The organism is Bacteriovorax sp. Seq25_V (assembly GCF_000447795.1).
GTDB lineage: Bacteria > Bdellovibrionota > Bacteriovoracia > Bacteriovoracales > Bacteriovoracaceae > Halobacteriovorax_A.
This window is the reverse complement of sequence record NZ_AUNI01000019.1, coordinates 1-18,850: the sequence shown is the minus strand read 5'-3', so window position 1 is coordinate 18,850 and position 18,850 is coordinate 1. Positions and strand designations below refer to the sequence as shown.

At 36.4% G+C, this 18,850-nt stretch carries 20 protein-coding genes; 5 read left to right on the top strand and 15 right to left on the bottom strand.

All coding sequences use genetic code 11. The features are described 5' to 3' along the window. Positions 1–10 precede the first annotated feature (10 nt). The 5 genes from surE to M900_RS11500 are packed head-to-tail and all read right to left on the bottom strand — an operon-like array spanning position 11 to position 5,516. Positions 11–760 carry a 5'/3'-nucleotidase SurE gene (gene surE / locus M900_RS11520; protein ID WP_021275094.1) on the bottom strand — a complete coding sequence of 250 codons (750 nt, stop codon included), beginning with the start codon at positions 758–760 and terminating at the stop codon, positions 11–13. A 27-nt stretch (positions 761–787) separates the two neighbouring features. Then, the gene (locus M900_RS11515) at positions 788–1,426 is read right to left on the bottom strand and encodes a hypothetical protein (protein ID WP_021275196.1); all 639 of its coding nucleotides are present in this window, start codon (positions 1,424–1,426) and stop codon (positions 788–790) included. Continuing rightward, positions 1,392–1,967, bottom strand: coding sequence for an aminodeoxychorismate/anthranilate synthase component II (locus M900_RS11510; protein WP_021275042.1), 576 nt, complete (start codon positions 1,965–1,967; stop codon positions 1,392–1,394). The genes M900_RS11515 and M900_RS11510 overlap by 35 nt, the downstream gene beginning before the upstream one ends. Next, a complete protein-coding gene (locus tag M900_RS11505) occupies positions 1,967–4,375 on the bottom strand; it encodes an LPS-assembly protein LptD (RefSeq protein ID WP_034732552.1) in 2,409 nt (802 codons plus the stop codon). Before M900_RS11505 ends, M900_RS11510 begins: the two co-directional genes overlap by 1 nt. Continuing rightward, positions 4,290–5,516: a hypothetical protein gene (locus tag M900_RS11500; protein ID WP_021275050.1), complete on the bottom strand. Its 1,227-nt coding sequence runs from the start codon at positions 5,514–5,516 to the stop codon at positions 4,290–4,292. Before M900_RS11500 ends, M900_RS11505 begins: the two co-directional genes overlap by 86 nt. A 158-nt stretch (positions 5,517–5,674) precedes the next feature. Between M900_RS11500 and M900_RS11495 the strand changes: the two genes are divergently transcribed. Beyond that, entirely contained in the window at positions 5,675–6,205 is a 531-nt protein-coding gene (locus M900_RS11495) for a hypothetical protein (RefSeq protein ID WP_021275177.1), read from the top strand. After that, the gene (locus tag M900_RS11490) at positions 6,205–9,558 is read left to right on the top strand and encodes a hypothetical protein (protein WP_021275145.1); all 3,354 of its coding nucleotides are present in this window, start codon (positions 6,205–6,207) and stop codon (positions 9,556–9,558) included. The genes M900_RS11495 and M900_RS11490 overlap by 1 nt, the downstream gene beginning before the upstream one ends. A 2-nt stretch (positions 9,559–9,560) precedes the next feature. Here the strand turns inward: M900_RS11490 and M900_RS11485 are convergent, their stop codons facing one another. The 3 genes from M900_RS11485 to rsmI all read right to left on the bottom strand — a co-directional run bounded on the left by M900_RS11485 (position 9,561) and on the right by rsmI (position 12,353). Continuing rightward, positions 9,561–10,325 (bottom strand): MBL fold metallo-hydrolase, encoded by a 765-nt coding sequence (locus tag M900_RS11485; RefSeq protein ID WP_021275184.1) that lies wholly within the window; start codon positions 10,323–10,325, stop codon positions 9,561–9,563. A 33-nt stretch (positions 10,326–10,358) separates the two neighbouring features. Then, positions 10,359–11,486 (bottom strand): HD domain-containing phosphohydrolase, encoded by a 1,128-nt coding sequence (locus M900_RS11480; protein ID WP_052600814.1) that lies wholly within the window; start codon positions 11,484–11,486, stop codon positions 10,359–10,361. Positions 11,487–11,549: 63 nt separating this feature from the next. Beyond that, a complete protein-coding gene (rsmI, locus tag M900_RS11475; RefSeq protein ID WP_021275197.1) occupies positions 11,550–12,353 on the bottom strand; it encodes a 16S rRNA (cytidine(1402)-2'-O)-methyltransferase in 804 nt (267 codons plus the stop codon). A gap of 125 nt (positions 12,354–12,478) precedes the next feature. On the opposite strand from rsmI, the gene M900_RS11470 reads away from it, so the two are divergent. Then, positions 12,479–12,859, top strand: a complete 381-nt coding sequence (locus M900_RS11470; RefSeq protein WP_021275187.1) for an STAS domain-containing protein — start codon at positions 12,479–12,481, stop codon at positions 12,857–12,859. On the opposite strand, the gene M900_RS11465 is transcribed toward M900_RS11470, so the two are convergent. The 7 genes from M900_RS11465 to rimM all read right to left on the bottom strand — a co-directional run bounded on the left by M900_RS11465 (position 12,856) and on the right by rimM (position 16,661). Further along, positions 12,856–13,302: a hypothetical protein gene (locus M900_RS11465; RefSeq protein ID WP_021275074.1), complete on the bottom strand. Its 447-nt coding sequence runs from the start codon at positions 13,300–13,302 to the stop codon at positions 12,856–12,858. The two genes, M900_RS11470 and M900_RS11465, sit on opposite strands and share 4 nt — an antisense overlap. A 35-nt stretch (positions 13,303–13,337) precedes the next feature. After that, positions 13,338–13,646 (bottom strand): hypothetical protein, encoded by a 309-nt coding sequence (locus M900_RS11460; RefSeq protein ID WP_021275205.1) that lies wholly within the window; start codon positions 13,644–13,646, stop codon positions 13,338–13,340. Beyond that, positions 13,627–14,313: a ribonuclease HII gene (locus M900_RS11455; RefSeq protein WP_021275277.1), complete on the bottom strand. Its 687-nt coding sequence runs from the start codon at positions 14,311–14,313 to the stop codon at positions 13,627–13,629. Before M900_RS11455 ends, M900_RS11460 begins: the two co-directional genes overlap by 20 nt. Positions 14,314–14,389: 76 nt before the next feature. Beyond that, positions 14,390–14,752: a 50S ribosomal protein L19 gene (gene rplS / locus M900_RS11450; RefSeq protein WP_021275173.1), complete on the bottom strand. Its 363-nt coding sequence runs from the start codon at positions 14,750–14,752 to the stop codon at positions 14,390–14,392. A 65-nt stretch (positions 14,753–14,817) separates the two neighbouring features. Further along, a complete protein-coding gene (locus M900_RS11445) occupies positions 14,818–15,399 on the bottom strand; it encodes an RNA methyltransferase (RefSeq protein WP_021275062.1) in 582 nt (193 codons plus the stop codon). After that, positions 15,399–16,133 carry a tRNA (guanosine(37)-N1)-methyltransferase TrmD gene (gene trmD, locus M900_RS11440; RefSeq protein ID WP_052600813.1) on the bottom strand — a complete coding sequence of 245 codons (735 nt, stop codon included), beginning with the start codon at positions 16,131–16,133 and terminating at the stop codon, positions 15,399–15,401. Before trmD ends, M900_RS11445 begins: the two co-directional genes overlap by 1 nt. Then, on the bottom strand, positions 16,134–16,661 hold the full coding sequence (gene rimM / locus M900_RS17245) for a ribosome maturation factor RimM (RefSeq protein ID WP_198296008.1): 528 nt from the start codon (positions 16,659–16,661) through the stop codon (positions 16,134–16,136). 121 nt (positions 16,662–16,782) lie between these two features. Here rimM and M900_RS11430 point away from each other — a divergent pair, with 121 nt between their 5' ends. After that, entirely contained in the window at positions 16,783–17,880 is a 1,098-nt protein-coding gene (locus tag M900_RS11430) for a porin (protein WP_021275137.1), read from the top strand. A gap of 139 nt (positions 17,881–18,019) precedes the next feature. Then, positions 18,020–18,469 (top strand): cache domain-containing protein, encoded by a 450-nt coding sequence (locus M900_RS11425; protein WP_021275255.1) that lies wholly within the window; start codon positions 18,020–18,022, stop codon positions 18,467–18,469. Positions 18,470–18,850: the final 381 nt, after the last annotated feature.

Sequence of the window (18,850 nt, the reverse complement as noted above, 5' to 3'; positions counted from 1 at the left end):
GAAACTTGGATTATCCGACTATCTCACTCCACTTATTTGAAATATCGGATACTTGAGCAAAAAGGTTTAATATATTGATTGAAATCTTACTGTTTTCAATAGCATGGCCATCTGTTCCAGGGCCACCAGAGTTGCCAAGAAGTTTTCCACCTATCCAGAAGTACTCTTTTCCACGACTATCTAAACGGTGTTCTATTTCCTCACTATAAATGCGCTTACCGAGCTTCGTAAGTTCAACTCCTGCGATATCGCTTTCTGATAAATTTGGAACATTTATGTTAATCATCTCATCTTTGCCAACCCATTTGTATGAGCCGTGCTCAACAAGCTTTCTTACAAAGTTTGCAGCGGTCTGCAGATGAAGTTGATCCGCTCGAGAATCAATAACTGTGCTTACCGCAATGGCAGGGATTCCTTGAAAAACGGCCTGTCTCGCAGCTGCGACTGTTCCAGAATAGTAAATATCTTGTCCTAGATTTGCACCGTGATTGATACCCGAAATTACGAGATCTGGGCGCTCATTTAATATGTGATTGATTCCCATAAGAGTACAGTCAGCTGGAAAACCAGAGGTTTGATAAATTCCCTCTTCTAGCTTATCGATACGAAGAGGCTGATCTAGAGTCAACGTTTGTCCTGTTGCACTTCTTTCCATGCTTGGAGCAACAATTGTTACATCAGCGATCTCACGTAAAGTTTTGAAGAGAATATTTATACCTTGGGCATGAACCCCATCATCATTACTTATAAGAATTTTCATAATTCTTTGTATAAATTAAGACTGATTTTAGCAAGTATGATTTTTTAGAAACTTGATGGAATTCTCAATTTTCTTAGAATCGACATTGCGGTAGCAAATTTCAACTTTAGGACCAATTGCAACATCAAGAAAATCAGGTGAGAAGAGTTCGAGAATTTCGCTAGAAACAGCGCCATCCCAATCTATATTGATGACAATACTCAAATCTCTTCCACGAGTCATTTGTAAAAAATTAGAGTAGAAATTAAGTAAATTACCTTTATTTAACACGTCATTCAAAAATTCAATATCAAAAACGACACCAGCTAAATTCCGAGACTTTAAAATATTCTTCGATAGGGCTTCAGGGCGATAGTGCCAGAAAAATGGAGTATCAAATTGCTCATAAAAAGAAACATCTTGATCGTCAGAAAACATTAACGAAACCTGATGCTCACTATCTTTGAATACAGATAGTGTATCCTGAATCATAAAGTCTGGCTCATTCGCAAAGTGAAGAAAGAGTCTTTCTGAAAGATTAATTTCCTTGATGATTTCCTCAAGAACGTATTTCTGGATAAAATTAAAACTACGAGGCCTAAAATCAAACTCATAAGAAGCAATACCTAATTCGTTTAGCTGCTTTATTATTCTATGATTGTAGAGTCCACTTACTTTCAATTTCATCATTATCATTATGCACTATAAAAGAATGAATTTTTTGAAAATATTGATTTGGGCAATTTGTACCGACTGATTCAGGATGAAATTGCATCGTCAACACTCTTGAGGATACATAAATGGCCAATTCTCCGTTCTCATCATATACCAGAGAAGAATCGTCTGACTCATTAAGCTTCACGGTCCAAGAGTTATAACGCTGAACCAATGAACCGTACTGGTCAATGAGCTTCACCCTCTTTCCATGTGCCGGAGTATCAGATTTAACGACCGCACCGTTAAATAAGGTATGCAAGATTAATTGATGCCCAAGGCAAATGCCAATAAGTGGAACCTTTTTTTTATAAAGTACTTCTATAAAATCTACTGCAACTAAATATTCTTCGACATGACCTGGGCCTGGCCCAAACACGACGGCATTAAAAGGTATCCCCACAAATTGCATAACGTCTTTGAAGTGGGAAACCTGTACTTCAGAAAATTTTGAAAGGTAAGAAATAATATTTCTTTCAAAGCTATCTTCAAAACTTACAAACAAAATTTTCATTAAATTCGTAGTCCAAGAAGTGAGTTAAAACCTTTTGAACTATAGTTTAAAAGGAAATTAAATGAAATGATTCGATCTTGAGTTTTCACATTATCCAAAATTTTATCTTTCTGACGATACTCAAGATCAAATTTCCAACAATTATTATCAGGGGAATATAGCGCCCCAACATAAGATTCATAAACACGCTGAAGCTCGAAATCATAGTAATGACCAGTTCTAAGTTCAATCATATCTGATAGAGAAAGAGTAAAGTTCGACTCGAGGTATCTTCTTTGCTCGGAGAATGAGTCATAGCTATAAGAAAGGCGATACTTGAAATAATCAACCGTATGATCGACCCCAATTGAAGTAATGTGTTTTTGATTTTGATGAAAGTAATACTCACTACCAGACAGATTAAATTTTCCAATATTAATACCAAAGCTTGTCGCAAGACGAGCAAGGCGATCATCAAAGTCTTCATAATTTGGACCGACAAGTAGACCTTGTGATATATTGAAGTAAAAGACTTTCGTCACATCGAAGTTATTATAGTTGTATTTAAAACTCTCAAATGGTGAATAATTTGATCTTGGAGTTTTTCTAAGTAAGGAATTAAAAAATGAAAACTCAATCGTATTTGATTCAGGTAAGTCCGTTCTAGTCGATGAGTCAAATAAAACACTATCAGAACCGCGTATAATATCTCTTTCATCAAAACGTGTTCCTTGAGACTCGTCTTCAAAACTTTCAATAAGCGAAGTATTACCTGAGTATTTCTGCTTTTTGTAATAAGAATGGGCTAACTCAAACTTTAAAAGATGTTTATAAGAACTATGAAGAATACTCTTTTCTCGCTTTTGCTTATCAAGTTGCGGAACATTGGTTATAAGAGAGCTATCTTTCATCTCAGTACTAACCTGCTGAACTTCAACTTTTTCGACATAGGCCTGTCCATAACTTTTTTCTAGTTCAAGCCAAAGAGAATTTTTAAAATGTTTCCCGTACTTCCTAGCTGTTTGAGCAAGGTTCTTATCATCAAGATAATAATATTGCCCATCAAACTGCAAAGAAGATTCAAAGTTTAAAAAATTAAAAAGAGTAACATCTAATGAAAGCTTAGGCGTGTAATCAATTCTCGAAAGGTTCAACTGAGTTGTTTCACTCTTTCTATGATTTTGTTTGAACTTACTAAATACTATTGATTCTGAAAAAGAAAGACGATTTAAAAAACCTAAATTTTCTAGTATTGCATACGGAGTGTGCGCAATTTCAACAGTCCCTATATTCTGAACATAGGAATGATCAAATCCCTTAGCATTATTAAAGAAGCTATTATTCTTAAATGAGCCATAACCAGTGATTGAAAAAGAGTCCAGATTTAACTCTGTCCCAAAATTCAATCCATGCTCATTATCAATCAATCTTTCATTGAGGTAAATATCGTAATCCGCCTGTATATCAAGATCTGAAAGGAATGCCACATCACCAAAAATACTAAATTTATGATTTGGCTTGTAATAAACGTTTGTGTCGTAGAATTGTCTTAAGTTACGTGAGCCCTCAAGTTCTGAAGTTGTTTTTTCGGCCCTCCAAATTTTATCAGACGCCTCCATTCCAAAGAAATCAAAATTAGATTCTGAATTAATAACTTTTCGATATTCAAACTCTCCACCGATGGCCCTTCTTCCATAAGAAGTTGGAGATAGAGTTAAATCAGATGACTTATTTATTACCTGGAAATAAGGCTGTTGGAAGTAGAAACCTTTATCAAGATCAAAGCCAAATTTTGGAAATAAAAGACCACTCTCTCTGTCTTTTTTAATCGGAAGAACAAGATAAGGAATATAGAGAACGACAACCCCTTTAACTTTAACAAAAGTATGCTTTAAATAGATATACTCATTTGGAACAACTTTGACGTCACTTCCCTGAATACTCCACGACTCCGGGCAGTCGCGGCAAGTAGTGTACTCGGCATCCTTTGCAATAAAGTTTCCTGTATTGTCACGTCTTATAGACTTTCCAAGGATAACAAAATTCTCATCGACGAGCTTGGCATTCATCGCCTGTAGTGTCTGTGTTTTTAGATTGTAGGAAAGCTCAGTTCCGTAAAGGGTAAAAGCTGGCCCAACATAACGAACATTGCCAAGGATTTTACTTTCATTAGTTGCAAATGATAAAGAGGCCTTTTCACCATAGATTGAGTTAGCCCCAAGTTTAATAATAACATTTCCCTGGGCCTCATAAGAATTTTCAGTGGTCTTGCGGTAAGCTTTATCAGAAAGGATTTGTAACTTATTTTGATCACCAAAAGAGAGAACTTCTTTGGCGTAGGATTCACCGGCTAAGAATAAAAAGCTGAAAAGCAGCGATAAAATAATATGAGCCAGAGATATAAATTGTTTTATTCTTATATTTATCATCAAAAAAATTATTCCAGTTACTTTCAAAATCAAACAAAGAGTTTAACTTCTCAATTATTTCTTTCTCCATTGAACGATCCCCAGAAAAACTTGTCACGAAGACACTTTCAAAAAGACATGGGTAGCTCTTATACAATGAGAGAATATCCTCAACCTGATCTTCACGACCGGTTGAGAAGCTAAGCAGCATGACTGTATCACTTACATTTGTGCTACAATTATTTTGCCTTGAAAAATTCAATAATTCCAATAATTTTCGATGACCATCAATATTATGGGCCCCAACAAATATAAAATCTCTCTCAGCAACACGAATAGTCTCAAATCGGCCTTTTGTGCACTGCCAAGAAACACTTAAAAGTGCTCTGGTCTTTCCTGTTAATATCGAGAATGCTTCAAGCGCCATCTTGCGATTTCTCTCAATATAAGAATCCCCAGTTATCTGAATCAATTCGATTTGATCTCTCGCACACCAAGAAGTCAGTGTGTCTTTTAGAAAACTTTGATCAATACCAGAAATCAATTTAGTACCATTTCTAGTGATTCCATACTTTTCAAAAAGAATATCTTTTAATTTATGTCCAAGTATTTTTGTATGGTCACGTGATATCGACGTCAGAAGAGTTAGTGGTTCCGTAAAGATATTTACAGCATCAAAGCGTCCCCCCAGTCCTACTTCCAAAATCACGTAGTCAGGTCTTTTAATTCTTACAAGTTCTATAAAGCTTACAAAGAGAAATTCGTAGAAAGAAAGGCCTTCATCTGCAAATCTTTTTTCTGATATCGAAGCGACCTGACTTAGCTCATCATACGAGGCCACGCTGTCATTTATAACAAATCGTTCACGTATGCTTAAAACATGAGGAGAAGTCCACATAAGAACCGAAAAGCCATCTTCAGTCAGAAGTTGGCGTAGACAGTGAGATGTCTCGCCTTTGCCATTTGTTCCACCTATAACAACTACTTTAGCAAAGCTTTCAATCTCTGCGACATCTTTAGTAAGTCTTTCCTTGATATGATCTAGTTTTGGCCTAAAGTTTTCTTGGCCACAAAGTTTAGTGACATGGTTAAGAAATTCAGTGTCACGTACTTGGTCAAAACCAGCATTAATATTATTTAGAAGGACAAAATTTGTATTCATAGTTTCCTATCTGATGGCCACGTGCCAACATAAATTTGCAGGCTCGATTCGATGGAACTTTACCTAAAGTATTAATATCTAGTCAAGATTACCTTTTCTAAATAACCGAACTTATTAATCAGTTAAAGTAAATTAATGTTTATTACGATAGGTTTCCAATGAAATATAAACTCTTAATACTTTCACTACTAACGATTTCTACATTTGCTAAAAGTGAGCAGATCAGAAGTAAAATGTCGAAGCTAACATTCGAAGTTCCAAATAAATGGAACTACATTACTGATCTATACGGAATTCCACACTCTGTAATTGGGGATAGTGAAGATGAAAAGAAGAGAACTATTATTTCTATAATTCCTACAAACCGAAAATTTTCAGAACTAGAAAATATTGATTTCAAAGCAGACCAGGCTAACTATGAAAAAGGTAGATTAAAGTGGTTGAAGCAATACAAGGGAAAGGCCTTAAAATTTAGTTCTTATAAGAAAAATACCTTAAAGGGATTTCAAGAGTCTCACCAATATGGATATCAGTATTCGCTTGGAGATACTGCAAAAGAAGAAATTACAATTTTTGCAAAATGTAATCAAGAACTAATTCATCTCAAAGTTATGTCACAGTTAAATGATAATGAGTCAATAGAACGAGCGATGAATGTATTAAACTCTATGGTTTGTGAGAAGAGATGATGTTTAAGAAAATTACGACCTATATAATTTGTACGCTATTCGCTTTAAACTCAATTGCAGTTGAGCCACAAGAAGTTACTTCAGTACCGCAAGTGACAACACCACAACCTCTTCCTCCAGAAGAAATTAACTCAGATATCGAAGAGAATATTGTAGAAACCGTCACATTTCAAATCAATGTTTGTAAAGATGACAAAGGTCGCTTCAGAAAAGGACTTATAAAAGTATCAGAAAAAGAAAGTATTAATTGTGATGAAGTTTTTGGTCTTTACATGGAACTTCTCGACGCACAACAAGCAAATGATCCAAGTTTTACTTTTGATAAAGAAAATTACTTCTCATGTGCGACAGACAACTGGGCCCTTGAAGATCAGCTAAGTCTCGCAAGAATTCTTGATCTTGATTTACAAAAAACATTTAAAAAAGAGTGTGAAAAGTCAGAGCAAACAACCTTAAAATGTATCGAAGGTGTTGCCTGTAGCCTCATGTCAGGTAATGTAAAGGTTGCAAATTATCTTTCAAAAGTAATCACCGGCGACAAAGCATTTTGCAAAGATATGAAGACTGACTCAGGATGCCTTGGCGAAATTTTCTATGGGATTTTCAAAAACCTAACAAGCAATATTGAAGGCATCTGGGAAATTACGAAATGGATTGGAAGCTCAATTTGGGGAAGTAGTGACGAAGAAGATGAAAAAGTTCTTACAGTAAATTCTATAGAAAATGCGACATCAGAAACAATGATTGTTGCCTCAGCACAACCAGATGGTTTCTTTAAAAAATTAATGAATTCAGATGATAAATTTGGAGTTCTTAAAGAGAGTTTAGGCAATCTCTGGAAAGGGATTGGAGATCTCATAGAACAAGGAACATATGAAAACTTTGGTTGTGCCAAATGGGCAGATGAAGGAAATAGATACAATCCACTTGGAGAAAAGCCAAAGTGTCTTGAACCAGTAATCAGCTTTGGTTGCGCCACATGTGAACAGAAAATGAATATGATTTGTGGTGTCGGTGGCTTCCTTGGTGGTGAAGTAATTATGGCCCTACTTACAGGAGGAGCTGCAAATTATATAGGTAAGGCCGGAAAAGCAATCGGACTAAATAAAGTTTTAACTGGTGGTGCAAAAGCTGGTGCAGCTGCTAGCCGCTGGCTTGGAACCAAAATCGGAGACCTTGTTACAGTAGGAAGAATTGGGCGCACAGGTGCAACAATTCTAAGAAATGGAAAGACAGTTGTTATCAAGCTTGGAAATGGTTTTAAAGAAATCTCTCCAGATAAATTAAATTCGATTCTTGGAAAGACTGTTGATATTGGAGGAAAAAGTGCCGCAGCTGTCGGTAAAGGTGTAGCAGCTGTCGGAAAAGGTGCTTACAAAATTGTTGATACAGTAACTACCCCTGTTCAATGGTACCTTCGTAAACTTGATGAAGCCTTCGTAAGAGGATATGCAGGAAAAGAAGCCGTACATGCCCTACGTTTCGCACGTCTTAATGAAGTTGCCGAACCTAAAGCACGTGAGTTTCTAAAACTACAAGAAGAAATGCAAGAAATGAAAAATGCTGGGCAAGCAATTCCAGACAAGAAAGTTGCACAGTTTAATAAGCTATCAAATGATCTCACAAAATTAGATGCACAGCTCAGAGCCGAGAAGGCCATTGCAAACCCACCGACTCCGCTAGTGGCCGCAAATAATAACAAAATACCAAAAGCGGCCGGCAATAGACCACAAACAAGACAAAATATTGTAGTTAAAAATAATGCGACAGCAAGACAGAATATTTCAACAGCACAAAGCTATACAGAAAAGAGCGAAAAATTATCACGTCAACGTCTCGCTGAAAAAATGAATGAACGCCTTAAAGTTGACGTTGACATCAAATTAAATAATCAGGCCTTAAAACGCTCAGAAGAAAGACTCAAGCTTCTTGAAAATGACTTTAACTATCAACAAAAGATGGCGGATAAGATTGATACCCCTATTCGTCCAGAAGCTTCTCTCGCCGAAAATGTTAAAGCGGCACGAGTGCAAAAGGCAAAGCTCGAAGAAAGAGCAAAAACCCTTGCAGACAGAAGGGCAAAAGTATTAGATGAGTTGAAAGATACAGATGTAATCGCTTTAAAGTCATCAAATTCAAATATGGATAACTTCCAATTTGTTCTCCGTCGTGACGAAGCAGCTGCAAGTAGTAGAAGGGCCCTTGAAAGAGCTAACACATCTGTAAAAAAAGCACAGGATGCAAAAGCAGCTATTATCGCGAAAGAAGTAAACTATGATAAAAAGATAAGTGATTTATTAGCACAGAAAGAAAGGAATCTTGATAATATTAAAGACCTCAATCAACAAAAATTTGCTCAAGATGCAATGGCCGACAAGATAGATACACCTGTTCGTCCTGAGTATAAGATTGATCCCCTACTAGATGAAGCAAAGTCAAAACAGGCTAAGATCGAGAGTGACCTTAGGCTTGCAATCAAAGCAAAAGAAGAAGCAAAACCACTGATAAAAGCTGAAAAAGCTGAAGCTAATAGAATACTAAAAAATGCGAAAAATGCTCAGGCCGTTGCAGCGAAACAAGCAGATGAACTTGCACCTATTTCAAGCATTGATAATGTAGCACCGGTATCACTAACAGCAAAAGTAGATGATGCAACAGCAGCATTACAAACGGTTCGCAATAGAGCACGTGTGACAAGAGGAACAGTTCTTGCCGTGGCCGCAGCAACTCACGCCCAAGAAAATGATGAAAGAACACCAGCGACACAAAGCACAGAAAATGATGATGATTCCAGCACTGAGAGTAATAATGAAGAGACTGAAAAAGAAGAAACACAACAAGAAAAAGAAAAAACTCCACCTCCGGAAGATAAAGTTCTCGTAGATACCTCTATTTCAGCTAAATCAGATGACTGCAAGTACGAGATAAAACTAAAAAGAGACAAAGACTCTAAAAACAAGTGTGTCCTTGCAATGCGAGACAAAGAAAAAGAAGGCACTAAAGATGAATTCATTCAAATAGGGAAAGAAGATAAAGACGGTAAAATTATTATTAAAAAGAGTGATAAGAAAGACTTCTTTGTATTTCTAAGATGTGTTTCAAATAAAGATGCCCTTGAGAAAAACAAGGACAAGAAAGTATTCGATGATTTATATAACGCACCCTGGGAAGCAGCAAAAGATAATGAAGGAAAAGAAATCAAACTTCTTATTCATCAGAAAAGTAGCTTAGCAGTATGCTCAAAACCAAATGATAACCAAATGCAAGGCCCAATGGTAATGCCACCTCAAATGAAGATGGACCAGGCGCCACAAATAACACCTGTTTCAGCCCCTGCATTAATTGAGTATTAGAATCAAAAAACAAAATTTGAATTATCTGAACCAAGAATAGTTATTCTTGGTTCATTTAATGATCCGATCTCTTGATAGAGCTGTTCCTGAAAATTTGGCTTTAGATGGCCCAAGAAAATAGGAACATCTTTTGGCATCTTTTTAATCTCTTCTTTCATTGTTGAAGGAGTATGATGTCGACTATCAATCGCAATTTGCATTAAAGAATTAGGAAAACTTACTTCAGAAAAGATCCCTTTAAGATTTCTAACTCCACTAGCAACTTTCCAAATCTCATCAGTTGGTCCCGTATCTTGAGTAAAGACAATACTAGCACCATCTTTTTCAATAATAAAACCAAGCGATCCCGCAAAGTGATTTACAGCAACTGCCGTCACCTTATACTCTCCAAGAGTAATCGTTTGCCCTGCTTCAAAATTATTAAATTTTAAAGTCGGCTCTTTTGCAGATGGAAGCTTTGTGAAATCTGGCCATATCGCATCGTTTAAGAGATGTGACATAACATTAGTCTCAACTTCTTTATTTGTATAAATCATGAAAGGCTTCCCTTTCATTCCAAAACAATTATCTGCAAGAAATGCTAAATCAGAAATATGATCAAGATGTGAATGTGATATTAAAATGTGATCAATTTGTGCTTGTTCAACAATTGGAATACCGCTAGCGACAGAACCAGCATCTATTAAAATTTTATTGTCGATAAGGTATGAGGTTGCCCTATATCCAGGAGACACCCCTCCGTGACCACCTATCACTTTTACAATCATGAAAAATCCTTCTCTCACTATACTATATTTATTTTAACTCGCTTTTTTATATTTATCCAACTGAGAAGGTTTAAACATTTTTGTTTTGCGAAATGCACTGTCAAATGCGTCAACAACTCTCTCTGAGAACTGAGTTCCACGATTATCAACAATCTCTTGCCACGCTAACATAGGAGGCAATCCTTTCCTATAAGGCCTTGTCGAGATCATTGCATCAAAAGTATCAGCAACCGAAATAATCATAGCAATAAGTGGAATCTCATCACCCTTTAAACCAAATGGATAACCTCGCCCATCAGGTCTTTCGTGATGAAATCTCATTCCATCAACTACTGCAGAAAGAGACTCAATATGGCCAAGAATTTCATATCCAAGCATTGGATGCTTTTTCATTATCTCAAATTCATCTGCCGTTAAAGGTGAGCGTTTTTTTAGAATACTATCTTCAATACCAATTTTTCCGATATCATGTAAAACAGCCGCAAGCTTCACGTTGTTCATATCTTCAAATGGAAGATCCAACTCACAGGCAATCATCTCAGCAAAGTGCCTTACCCTCTTCGTATGACCGCCAGTATAGGCATCTTTCTTCCCAATCGTATCGGCCAGGGCCTCTACAACCTGAATGAATTGAGCCTGAAGCTTTTCAAATAGAAGGTAATTCTCAACCGACATCGTCATTTGGTTAGCGATCGCTTGGGCAAAATGAATATCTTCTTCATCAAACTTACCAGCATTCGAATTAATTGCTTCGATTACTCCAAGAAGCTCTCCCTTTGACAACAGAGGCACATAGAGAACACTTGATGGACTAATATCGCGCAAGTATTTTGGAGATTTCTTATAGCGAAGATCTTTTTGAAGTTCATCAAACGATAATATCGCACTATATAGCGCACTAGAGCCCATCAGCGTATACTCATTAACTTCAACTTTAACTACTTCGGTTTTATTATCGAGTTGGAATTCACGAAATAAAATATTCTTCTTATTGTCATAGCGAAAAATCATCACTCGTTCACAATTTAAAAGCGTCTTAATTTTTCCTTCTGACTTTTTTTGGATGTTCTTATAATCAAGAGATGACGAAGTTAATTGACCAAGTTTAATCAATTCTTCATAACGTTCAATTTTTTTTGATAATTGTTTTTTTGTCATCATAAACCTCACTAACTTTTCGACAAAATTAGTGAGATATTTACGAAAGTATATATAAAAAGTGATTTACTCTGTTATTTTCTGATAAACTTCATTAGTAGATAAATTCAAAATTGGAGCTATCAATTTAGCTAAATTTTTCGGAGTTTTTTTATCAAGATAAGCTTGAGCTAATTTATCCAGACCACCTGCAATTTTAGCACTACTCTTTTCAAACCATACACAGAATACAAACTCACCTTTATCAAGAATTTCCTGTGTCTTAAAATCTTTCGCAAGGAATCGATGAGTAGTTTCAAACTTCTTCGTAATCTCACGACTAACACTAACTTGTGACTCTGGACTAAACTCAGCTAAAATTTCAATCGTATCTAAAATTCGATGAGGACTTTCAAAAAATATATGTAGACCACCAATTGACTGACACTCCTCAAATTTAGTGAGTATTTCACCTTTTTTTCTTCCAATAAAACCATGAAATGTATTTGGCAGCGATGGCAGACCAGAGAGCTCCAGCGCACATGTTGGAGCGCTTACACCTGGTACAGTGGCCAAGGTTCCACCAGCTTCAAGCAGGTATCTAATCAATGGATAAGCAGGATCACTAACAACAGGACTTCCAGCATCGGAAACAAGTGTCACTTCTTTTCCTTCGAGAGAGCGATAAATAGCAGGAATCTTTGCCTGGTCATGATCATTGAATGACATAATTTTTTTATCACTATAATCAATCTCTAGGGCCTCAAATAATTTCTTTGTTACTCGCGTATCTTCAGCTAGAACAATCGCTGAGTTTTTAAGTGCGTTTAATGCACGCAGTGTTATATCTTCGAGATTTCCAATTGGTGTTGAAACTAGTGTCAAAATCATTACTCTACCCTTTTAGTTAACTATACTTTTAGCAGAAACATCTAAAAATGAAAAACATTCCCACTGTTGCACCGCGTCGTAACTTGCTATGATTAATTGTCATTATGCAAGAAGGAGATAAGTAAATGTCAATGAGAGCAAGAGTTAGAACAGATGCAACAGGGAACATCACTGTCCATATGGAAGGTGGAATGGATTTTGAAAATATCGTTCCTCTACAACAAGAACTAAGCACGCTTACTAAGAATCACCCAACATCGCTTATCACGATTGACCTTACTTCGCTTGATTTTGTAGGATCATCTGGGATCAATATTTTTGTTGATACTGTAAAGTTTCTGAACAACAAGAAAGATCAAATCAGACTCTCAAATGTTAGTTCTGAATTTATGAAAGTTTTTAAGCTTTATAACTTCGATGCAATGTCACTCATTCACGATGAATTTGACACTGACGACACTGAATTTTCTAAATTCTTTGGTCAAAAAAGAACGTTTCAAAACTAGAATCTATAATCTAATAACTGTACAAAATAAACTGGGCCTTGTTCCTGCTTTTTAAGCGGAGCAAGGTCAAGACTTCCTTCATAATTATCTGGATTCATATACTCATTATTTGAGCCAGGGCCAGGAGTCTCATAAGGACTACTCTCTGTATCTGGATAATAATTTTCAGGATCGGCTTTTTGATACCCACGAGACTTTAGTGCGTGAGTTCCGACAACATAACCACCAAATAATAAACCTGCATATAAACCAAGAGATGCACCGATTGCAACAGATCTTCCCTTAGCCCCAAATGCTAAAGATGCAGTCCCAAGCAAAGTTCCACCAACAGTACCATAAAGGGCCATTGTCCCAATCGCCTTTATCTTCGGATCCATTTCTGCTCTAACACTCTGAGTTGTAAATACTAATATAATTGTAGCTAGTGTAATAAATTTTTTCATAAGAAAAGGATAAGGTTTCGAAAATAGAAAGGCAACTAAAAATCATGAAACATCATACTGATTCTTACAGGAAGATTAAAAATCGAGCTAAGTAAAGTTGCACTTCGATTAAGACGATTCCGCTGTGAAAATGAGAGAAATGCAAAACTCTTAACTTCATAAATCCGAAGCTCACAACCAAAAATTTTATCTTTTTCGATAACACATAGATCAACTTGCCCCGCACCTAATTTTCTTAAATACTTTGGTGATATAAGCACATAGGCCATGAGGTTACTTTTTTTCGACAATTCTAGCGAACAACGAATTTCGAACTCCTCACCTTTAGAGAACTTCTCTCCCATTAACAAACTCCTTTACACCTTTAAATGTTTTTCGGTGAATAGGAGTAATACCATGCTCAGAGATACCTGCGCGATGAACAGCAGTCGGATAACCTGCATTTTTTTCAAAACCGTAATGTGGAAAATCTCTCGAAAATTTAATCATTAAATCATCACGATAAATTTTTGCAATAATTGAACTGAGACCAATTAAAACTGACTTCGAATCACCTTTAACAATCGGATAGAGATCAGCCTCAGGAAAATCAAATTTCTTATTTCCATCAATCAGCACAACACCTTCTCTTAGGCCAAAACTTGCGACAGCTTCTTTCATTGCATCCAGTGATGATTTCAAAATATTATGTTCTTCTATATACTGATTACATTTTTCAACAGTTCTGTATTTTAGTAACTGCCCATCAATATCAAACTCTCCAAACTCTTTTGAATAATCAATATTCAACTCTTGAAGAATTTTTCTTCTTTTATTATCTGTAAGTTTCTTCGAATCAGTAACACCAAAGCCTTCAAGTCTTGAAACGATATTTTTAATTTTTTTCAAATCACCATCAAAACAAACTGAAGTCGCAACAACGGGCCCAGCAAGTGGGCCTCGCCCAACTTCATCCGTTGCCGCAATAAAGCGATGATATTTTTTAATATATTCTTTTTCAAAAAATGACACTACAACAAACCTTTAAATTTAACTTCAAATAAAAAAGGCCCACATTCGTGGGCCCATCTTAACTTGAATCTTAAGATTACTTTCTGTCGTAATCGATTGCAATTCTTGCAGACTTACCTGATCTTTCTCTTAGGTAGTATAGTTTTGCTCTACGAGACTTACCTCTTTGAACAACTTCTACTTTCTCTACGTTTGGAGAATGGAAAGGAAATACCCTTTCAACACCCATTCCAGAAGAGATTTTTCTAACTCTGAAGTGACCAGTTAGCTTTCCTCTTTCCTTAAGTGCAATAACTACACCTTGGAAAATCTGAATACGAGTCTTACCCGCTTCAGTGATTTTTGCGTGAACTGCAACAGTATCCCCAGTAATGAAATGTGGGATTTCTGCAGCTTTTGGATTCATGTGATCCGCGTTTACGATGTCAATTAAGTTCATCTATAACTCCTAAAAAAACTACAAACTTCTCAGAGGACCGGCACCATGCCGTTCTTAAGCAAGTTTTATTTCATGGTCTCAGAGGCGCGCGCTAGTCGATCCAAATAAATGGCGACAGCTGATCGAACAGACAAATGATTGTACCCATCTTCACTTGCTCCAAAAATTGGTTCAAGTGCAAATTCGGCCCGTTCGAGAACTCGTGCGTGAAGACCCCATCCTGTACCAAATAACAGAAAAATCGGACGTTTGTCAACCGAGGCTTTAGATAGTAAATCTTTTTCACGCCCCGTGCAAGTCTTAAAATTAGCCCCAGTAACCGTTACCAGTGGCTCAACCCCGTGTATTTCCTTAATTCTCTCAATACCCATCTCTACCGAGTCCACAAGTCTCGCCACAGACAACGCATCTTGTCGATCCGGGTTATACGCCGCGGCCTTATCTTCTTCCCAATGCCCTAAAATTTTATTAACTAAATCGTGTTGAGGCTTAAGTGGCGTCACAAGAAAGTAGTTCCTAATTCCAAATGTACGACAGCTTCTCGAAATATCGTGAATATCTAAATTAGTCACAGAAGTTGTAACAACCTCACCCATTTTATTTGTAATCGGGTGGTGAACTAACCCCAAATAAATATCATTTTTCACTATTTCTTTCCCCTATTATTTTCATACAAAGCATATAGATCTGGTCTAAGCTTTTTAGTAAACTCTAACTTCTTCTTTACTCGATATTCATTTATTAACTTATGATTCCCACTTAATAACACATCAGGAACCTTCACTCCATTAAAAATCTCGGGTCTCGTATAAGAGGGCCCCTCAATCAAGCCCTCTTCAAATGAGTCATCCTCAAAACTTTCACTATTTCCAAGAACACCATCAATAAACCTCGAAAACGAATCAATGATCGTCATGACAGCTAGCTCTCCTCCGGAAAGAACAAAGTCTCCAATAGAAATGATTCTTGTCACATACTGCTCAATGAAACGCTCATCAATGCCTTCATAGCGTCCACAGATAAAGACAAAATCCTTGCCCTTAGCTGCTGTAAAATCACTCGCTAGCTTTCGCGACATCTTATTTGTTAGCTCCTCACCTCTCGGTGCCGTATAGATAACCTCCAAATTTGAAGGATCTGAATAATTAGAAAATACTTTCTTGATCGCGCCCTCAAGAACATCCGCGCGCATCACCATCCCTGGACCACCACCATAAGGAGCCCCATCCGCACCTTTAAAACTCTTTGGCGAAAAGTCTCCAAGATACAAACACTCTATCTCCGCATTCACTCCATCAAAATAGCGTCCAACGACACCAACATCTATGAAACTTTCAAACATCTGCGGAAATAAGGTAATAATCCAAATCTTTTTTTTCAACTAGATTACCTCAGGTTTAACAATCGCAATAAACCCGGCTTCAACATCAACTTCAGGAAAAAACTGATCAACAAATGGCAAATCAATAAACTCGTTATTTATTTTCATCGTTAGAACAATCTGTGCAGTATTATCAAAATACTTTGTCACCCGACCAAGCTTCTCACGAGTTTCGAAATCAATCACATCAAGACCAATAAGATCCGAAATATAAAACTCACCTTCTTCAAGCTCAGGAAAGCTATCCCTATCAACAAAAATATCAAAAGGAATCAAGGATTCGGTTACATTCCTATCTGTCAAATTTTCAAAGTAACAAATTGGTTTGTTACCAAAATTAATAGTTTTAATTTTGAAAACTTGACCCTGTTCAGAAATTTTACTCTCTGGACTTCTCGGAAAGAGCATAACCTCCATTCCATTTTCAAGAATTGAATCTTCACTATTTTCGAGGTGCAGTGTCACTCCACCCTTTATTCCATGCGGTTTCGTGCAAAATCCAAGTTGCACTAAATTTGATTTTCTCATTGGCCATTTATTTCGAATATTTAGGATAGTGTCAAGAGCAAAAAAAATATTTGCCATATTTAAAATTCTTAGGAGATAATTAATCAAAATATTTTTATCAACAAAAACAAGGAAGGATTTGATGAAAAAGCAAATTGCTGTTTTAGCAGTATTAGCTACTCCACTAGCATCTGCTATGGAAATGAAAATGCCAACTGTTTACGGGAAAATTAACAAAGCTTACGTAAACGTTGACCAAGAACAAAACGTTGCAAAGACTAGAAATGACAAGTCTAACGCAGGAATTGTTGAAGTACTAAACTCTGTTTCTAGAGTTGGAGTTAAAGGCTCAGAATCTGTAGATGGTGGAATCACAGCATCTTACAAACTAGAACTTGGACTAGACTCTACAAATGATTCTGTAGCCCTAAGAAACGCAGAAGTATCTTTAAAACACAGCTACGGAACCCTACTAATCGGACAAACTTACAACCCATTCTCAGTAGTAGGCCTAGGAGCTGACCCAATGGCATCAAACATTGCAGGTCACCAAGGGGCAGACATGGCTCAGTATGTTGCTCAAGCAAGCTCTCTTAAAACAAACCTTGGTACTCAAGGTATTGGCTTTACTTACAGAGGAAGAGTTGATGGTGCAACTTACACGACTCCTGAGTTGATGGGATTCACTTACACGATCTCTCAAGACAAAGACGGAAAAAACGAAAGAGAAACAAACACAGAGAACCACACAGAACATTTACTTTCATACAAAAGAGCTATCTCTGGACTTGACTTAAATCTTTATGCTGGTATGGGTTCATGGTCACAAACAGGAACTAAAGACAACAAAGAAATGCTTTATGGTCTTGGTCTAACAAAAAACGCTTTCAAGTTCAATGCAGCTCTTTCAAGCTCTGAAACAAAAAACGTTGGTAACACATTCTCTTATGAAATCGAAAGAACTTTCGTAGCAGCTAGTTATTCAATGGACAAGCACAATATTGCTCTTACATACCAAACAAGAGAAGACAAAAACTTTGATAACACTAAAGACAGCAAATACAAAACAACTCAAATGGCTGTTGGTTACAAGCACCAGTGTACAAAAAATATCGATCTTAACCTAACATATGCTAAACTTGAGATTGAAAACGAAACAACTGGAGCAACTTCTGATGACAAGAAGAACAATGGTAACGATGCAACTTTGATTGCAGCGGGTATTCAGTTAAAGTTCTAGTTTTGATTTTTTCTTAATAAAAAAAGACCCTCTAGAAATAGAGGGTTTTTTTTCAATAAATTTCCACATACGGAAACAACATGCATAGATAAAAACTTTTAAAAATTGATAACTATCAACTAAAAAACAGTGGGACACAATGAAAAAAATATTATGTATTTTACTAATAATGACGGCAACACCTATTCTAGCTCAAAGAGCAAAAAAACTCGAACTTGTAAGTTTTGTCAAAGAGGCTGCAGCTTTCGCTAAGAGCAATGGATTTAAAAAAGCTTGTGATGAATTTAACGATGGATCAAAGTTTAAAAGAGGAGAATTTTACATTTTTGCATACAACTATAAAGGTGTTGTTTTATGCCATGGAGCAAAAAAAGCACTCATAGGAAAAGATCTACTCAATTTTAAAGATGTTAAAGGAACTGAACTAATAAAGGACTTTATTCGTGAAATAAAAGAAGGTAATGGCTTCGTAAAATACTACTGGGACCACCCCGAAACAAAAACAGTAAAAAGAAAACTTGGTTATGCTGAAAAGATCAATGAAGAATATTGGATCGGTTCAGGAATCTACTTCGAAGAAAAAGAATAAAATTAAAAGTACCCTTAGCCTCAAGGGTACTCCACCTAGTAACCCTTTCCGCAATCGTATAAATTAAAACATTTTCGATCATTCTCCTTATATACAGAAAATTAAATCGTACTCACTTTAGTAATTTGACTTGAGAACAGTGCCTCTTACTCAAGACCGAAAAGAACCCAGCCTGCACAAAAAGGAATCTGTAAAATGAGTATAAACTGCTCCATTTAAATGGGCACAACCTTAAAAACTTCTCTGCCATATTAAATATTTATTGTCTTAATATTCAAGCCGCCAGAAACAATTTTATCCATCGCGATACAACTATAAAGTAATTATGACCCCTATCCCAATTTAAATGTAACGGCTTAAAAGATCATTATTTTCGAAAAA

Bases quoted from the DNA above. Each gene is read 5' to 3' on its own strand.
- M900_RS11480 (WP_052600814.1), bottom strand. From the start codon at position 11,486: ATGATGACAAAAAAACAATTATCAAAAAAAATTGAACGTTATGAAGAA.
- rimM (WP_198296008.1), bottom strand. From the start codon at position 16,661: ATGAGAAAATCAAATTTAGTGCAACTTGGATTTTGCACGAAACCGCAT.
- M900_RS11510 (WP_021275042.1), bottom strand. From the start codon at position 1,967: ATGAAAATTTTGTTTGTAAGTTTTGAAGATAGCTTTGAAAGAAATATT.
- M900_RS11470 (WP_021275187.1), top strand. From the start codon at position 12,479: ATGTCAATGAGAGCAAGAGTTAGAACAGATGCAACAGGGAACATCACT.
- rsmI (WP_021275197.1), bottom strand. From the start codon at position 12,353: ATGATTTTGACACTAGTTTCAACACCAATTGGAAATCTCGAAGATATA.
- M900_RS11500 (WP_021275050.1), bottom strand. From the start codon at position 5,516: ATGAATACAAATTTTGTCCTTCTAAATAATATTAATGCTGGTTTTGAC.
- M900_RS11490 (WP_021275145.1), top strand. From the start codon at position 6,205: ATGTTTAAGAAAATTACGACCTATATAATTTGTACGCTATTCGCTTTA.
- surE (WP_021275094.1), bottom strand. From the start codon at position 760: ATGAAAATTCTTATAAGTAATGATGATGGGGTTCATGCCCAAGGTATA.
- rplS (WP_021275173.1), bottom strand. From the start codon at position 14,752: ATGAACTTAATTGACATCGTAAACGCGGATCACATGAATCCAAAAGCT.
- M900_RS11430 (WP_021275137.1), top strand. From the start codon at position 16,783: ATGAAAAAGCAAATTGCTGTTTTAGCAGTATTAGCTACTCCACTAGCA.
- M900_RS11465 (WP_021275074.1), bottom strand. From the start codon at position 13,302: ATGAAAAAATTTATTACACTAGCTACAATTATATTAGTATTTACAACT.
- M900_RS11515 (WP_021275196.1), bottom strand. From the start codon at position 1,426: ATGAAATTGAAAGTAAGTGGACTCTACAATCATAGAATAATAAAGCAG.
- M900_RS11425 (WP_021275255.1), top strand. From the start codon at position 18,020: ATGAAAAAAATATTATGTATTTTACTAATAATGACGGCAACACCTATT.
- M900_RS11495 (WP_021275177.1), top strand. From the start codon at position 5,675: ATGAAATATAAACTCTTAATACTTTCACTACTAACGATTTCTACATTT.
- M900_RS11460 (WP_021275205.1), bottom strand. From the start codon at position 13,646: ATGGGAGAGAAGTTCTCTAAAGGTGAGGAGTTCGAAATTCGTTGTTCG.
- M900_RS11505 (WP_034732552.1), bottom strand. From the start codon at position 4,375: ATGATAAATATAAGAATAAAACAATTTATATCTCTGGCTCATATTATT.
- M900_RS11485 (WP_021275184.1), bottom strand. From the start codon at position 10,325: ATGATTGTAAAAGTGATAGGTGGTCACGGAGGGGTGTCTCCTGGATAT.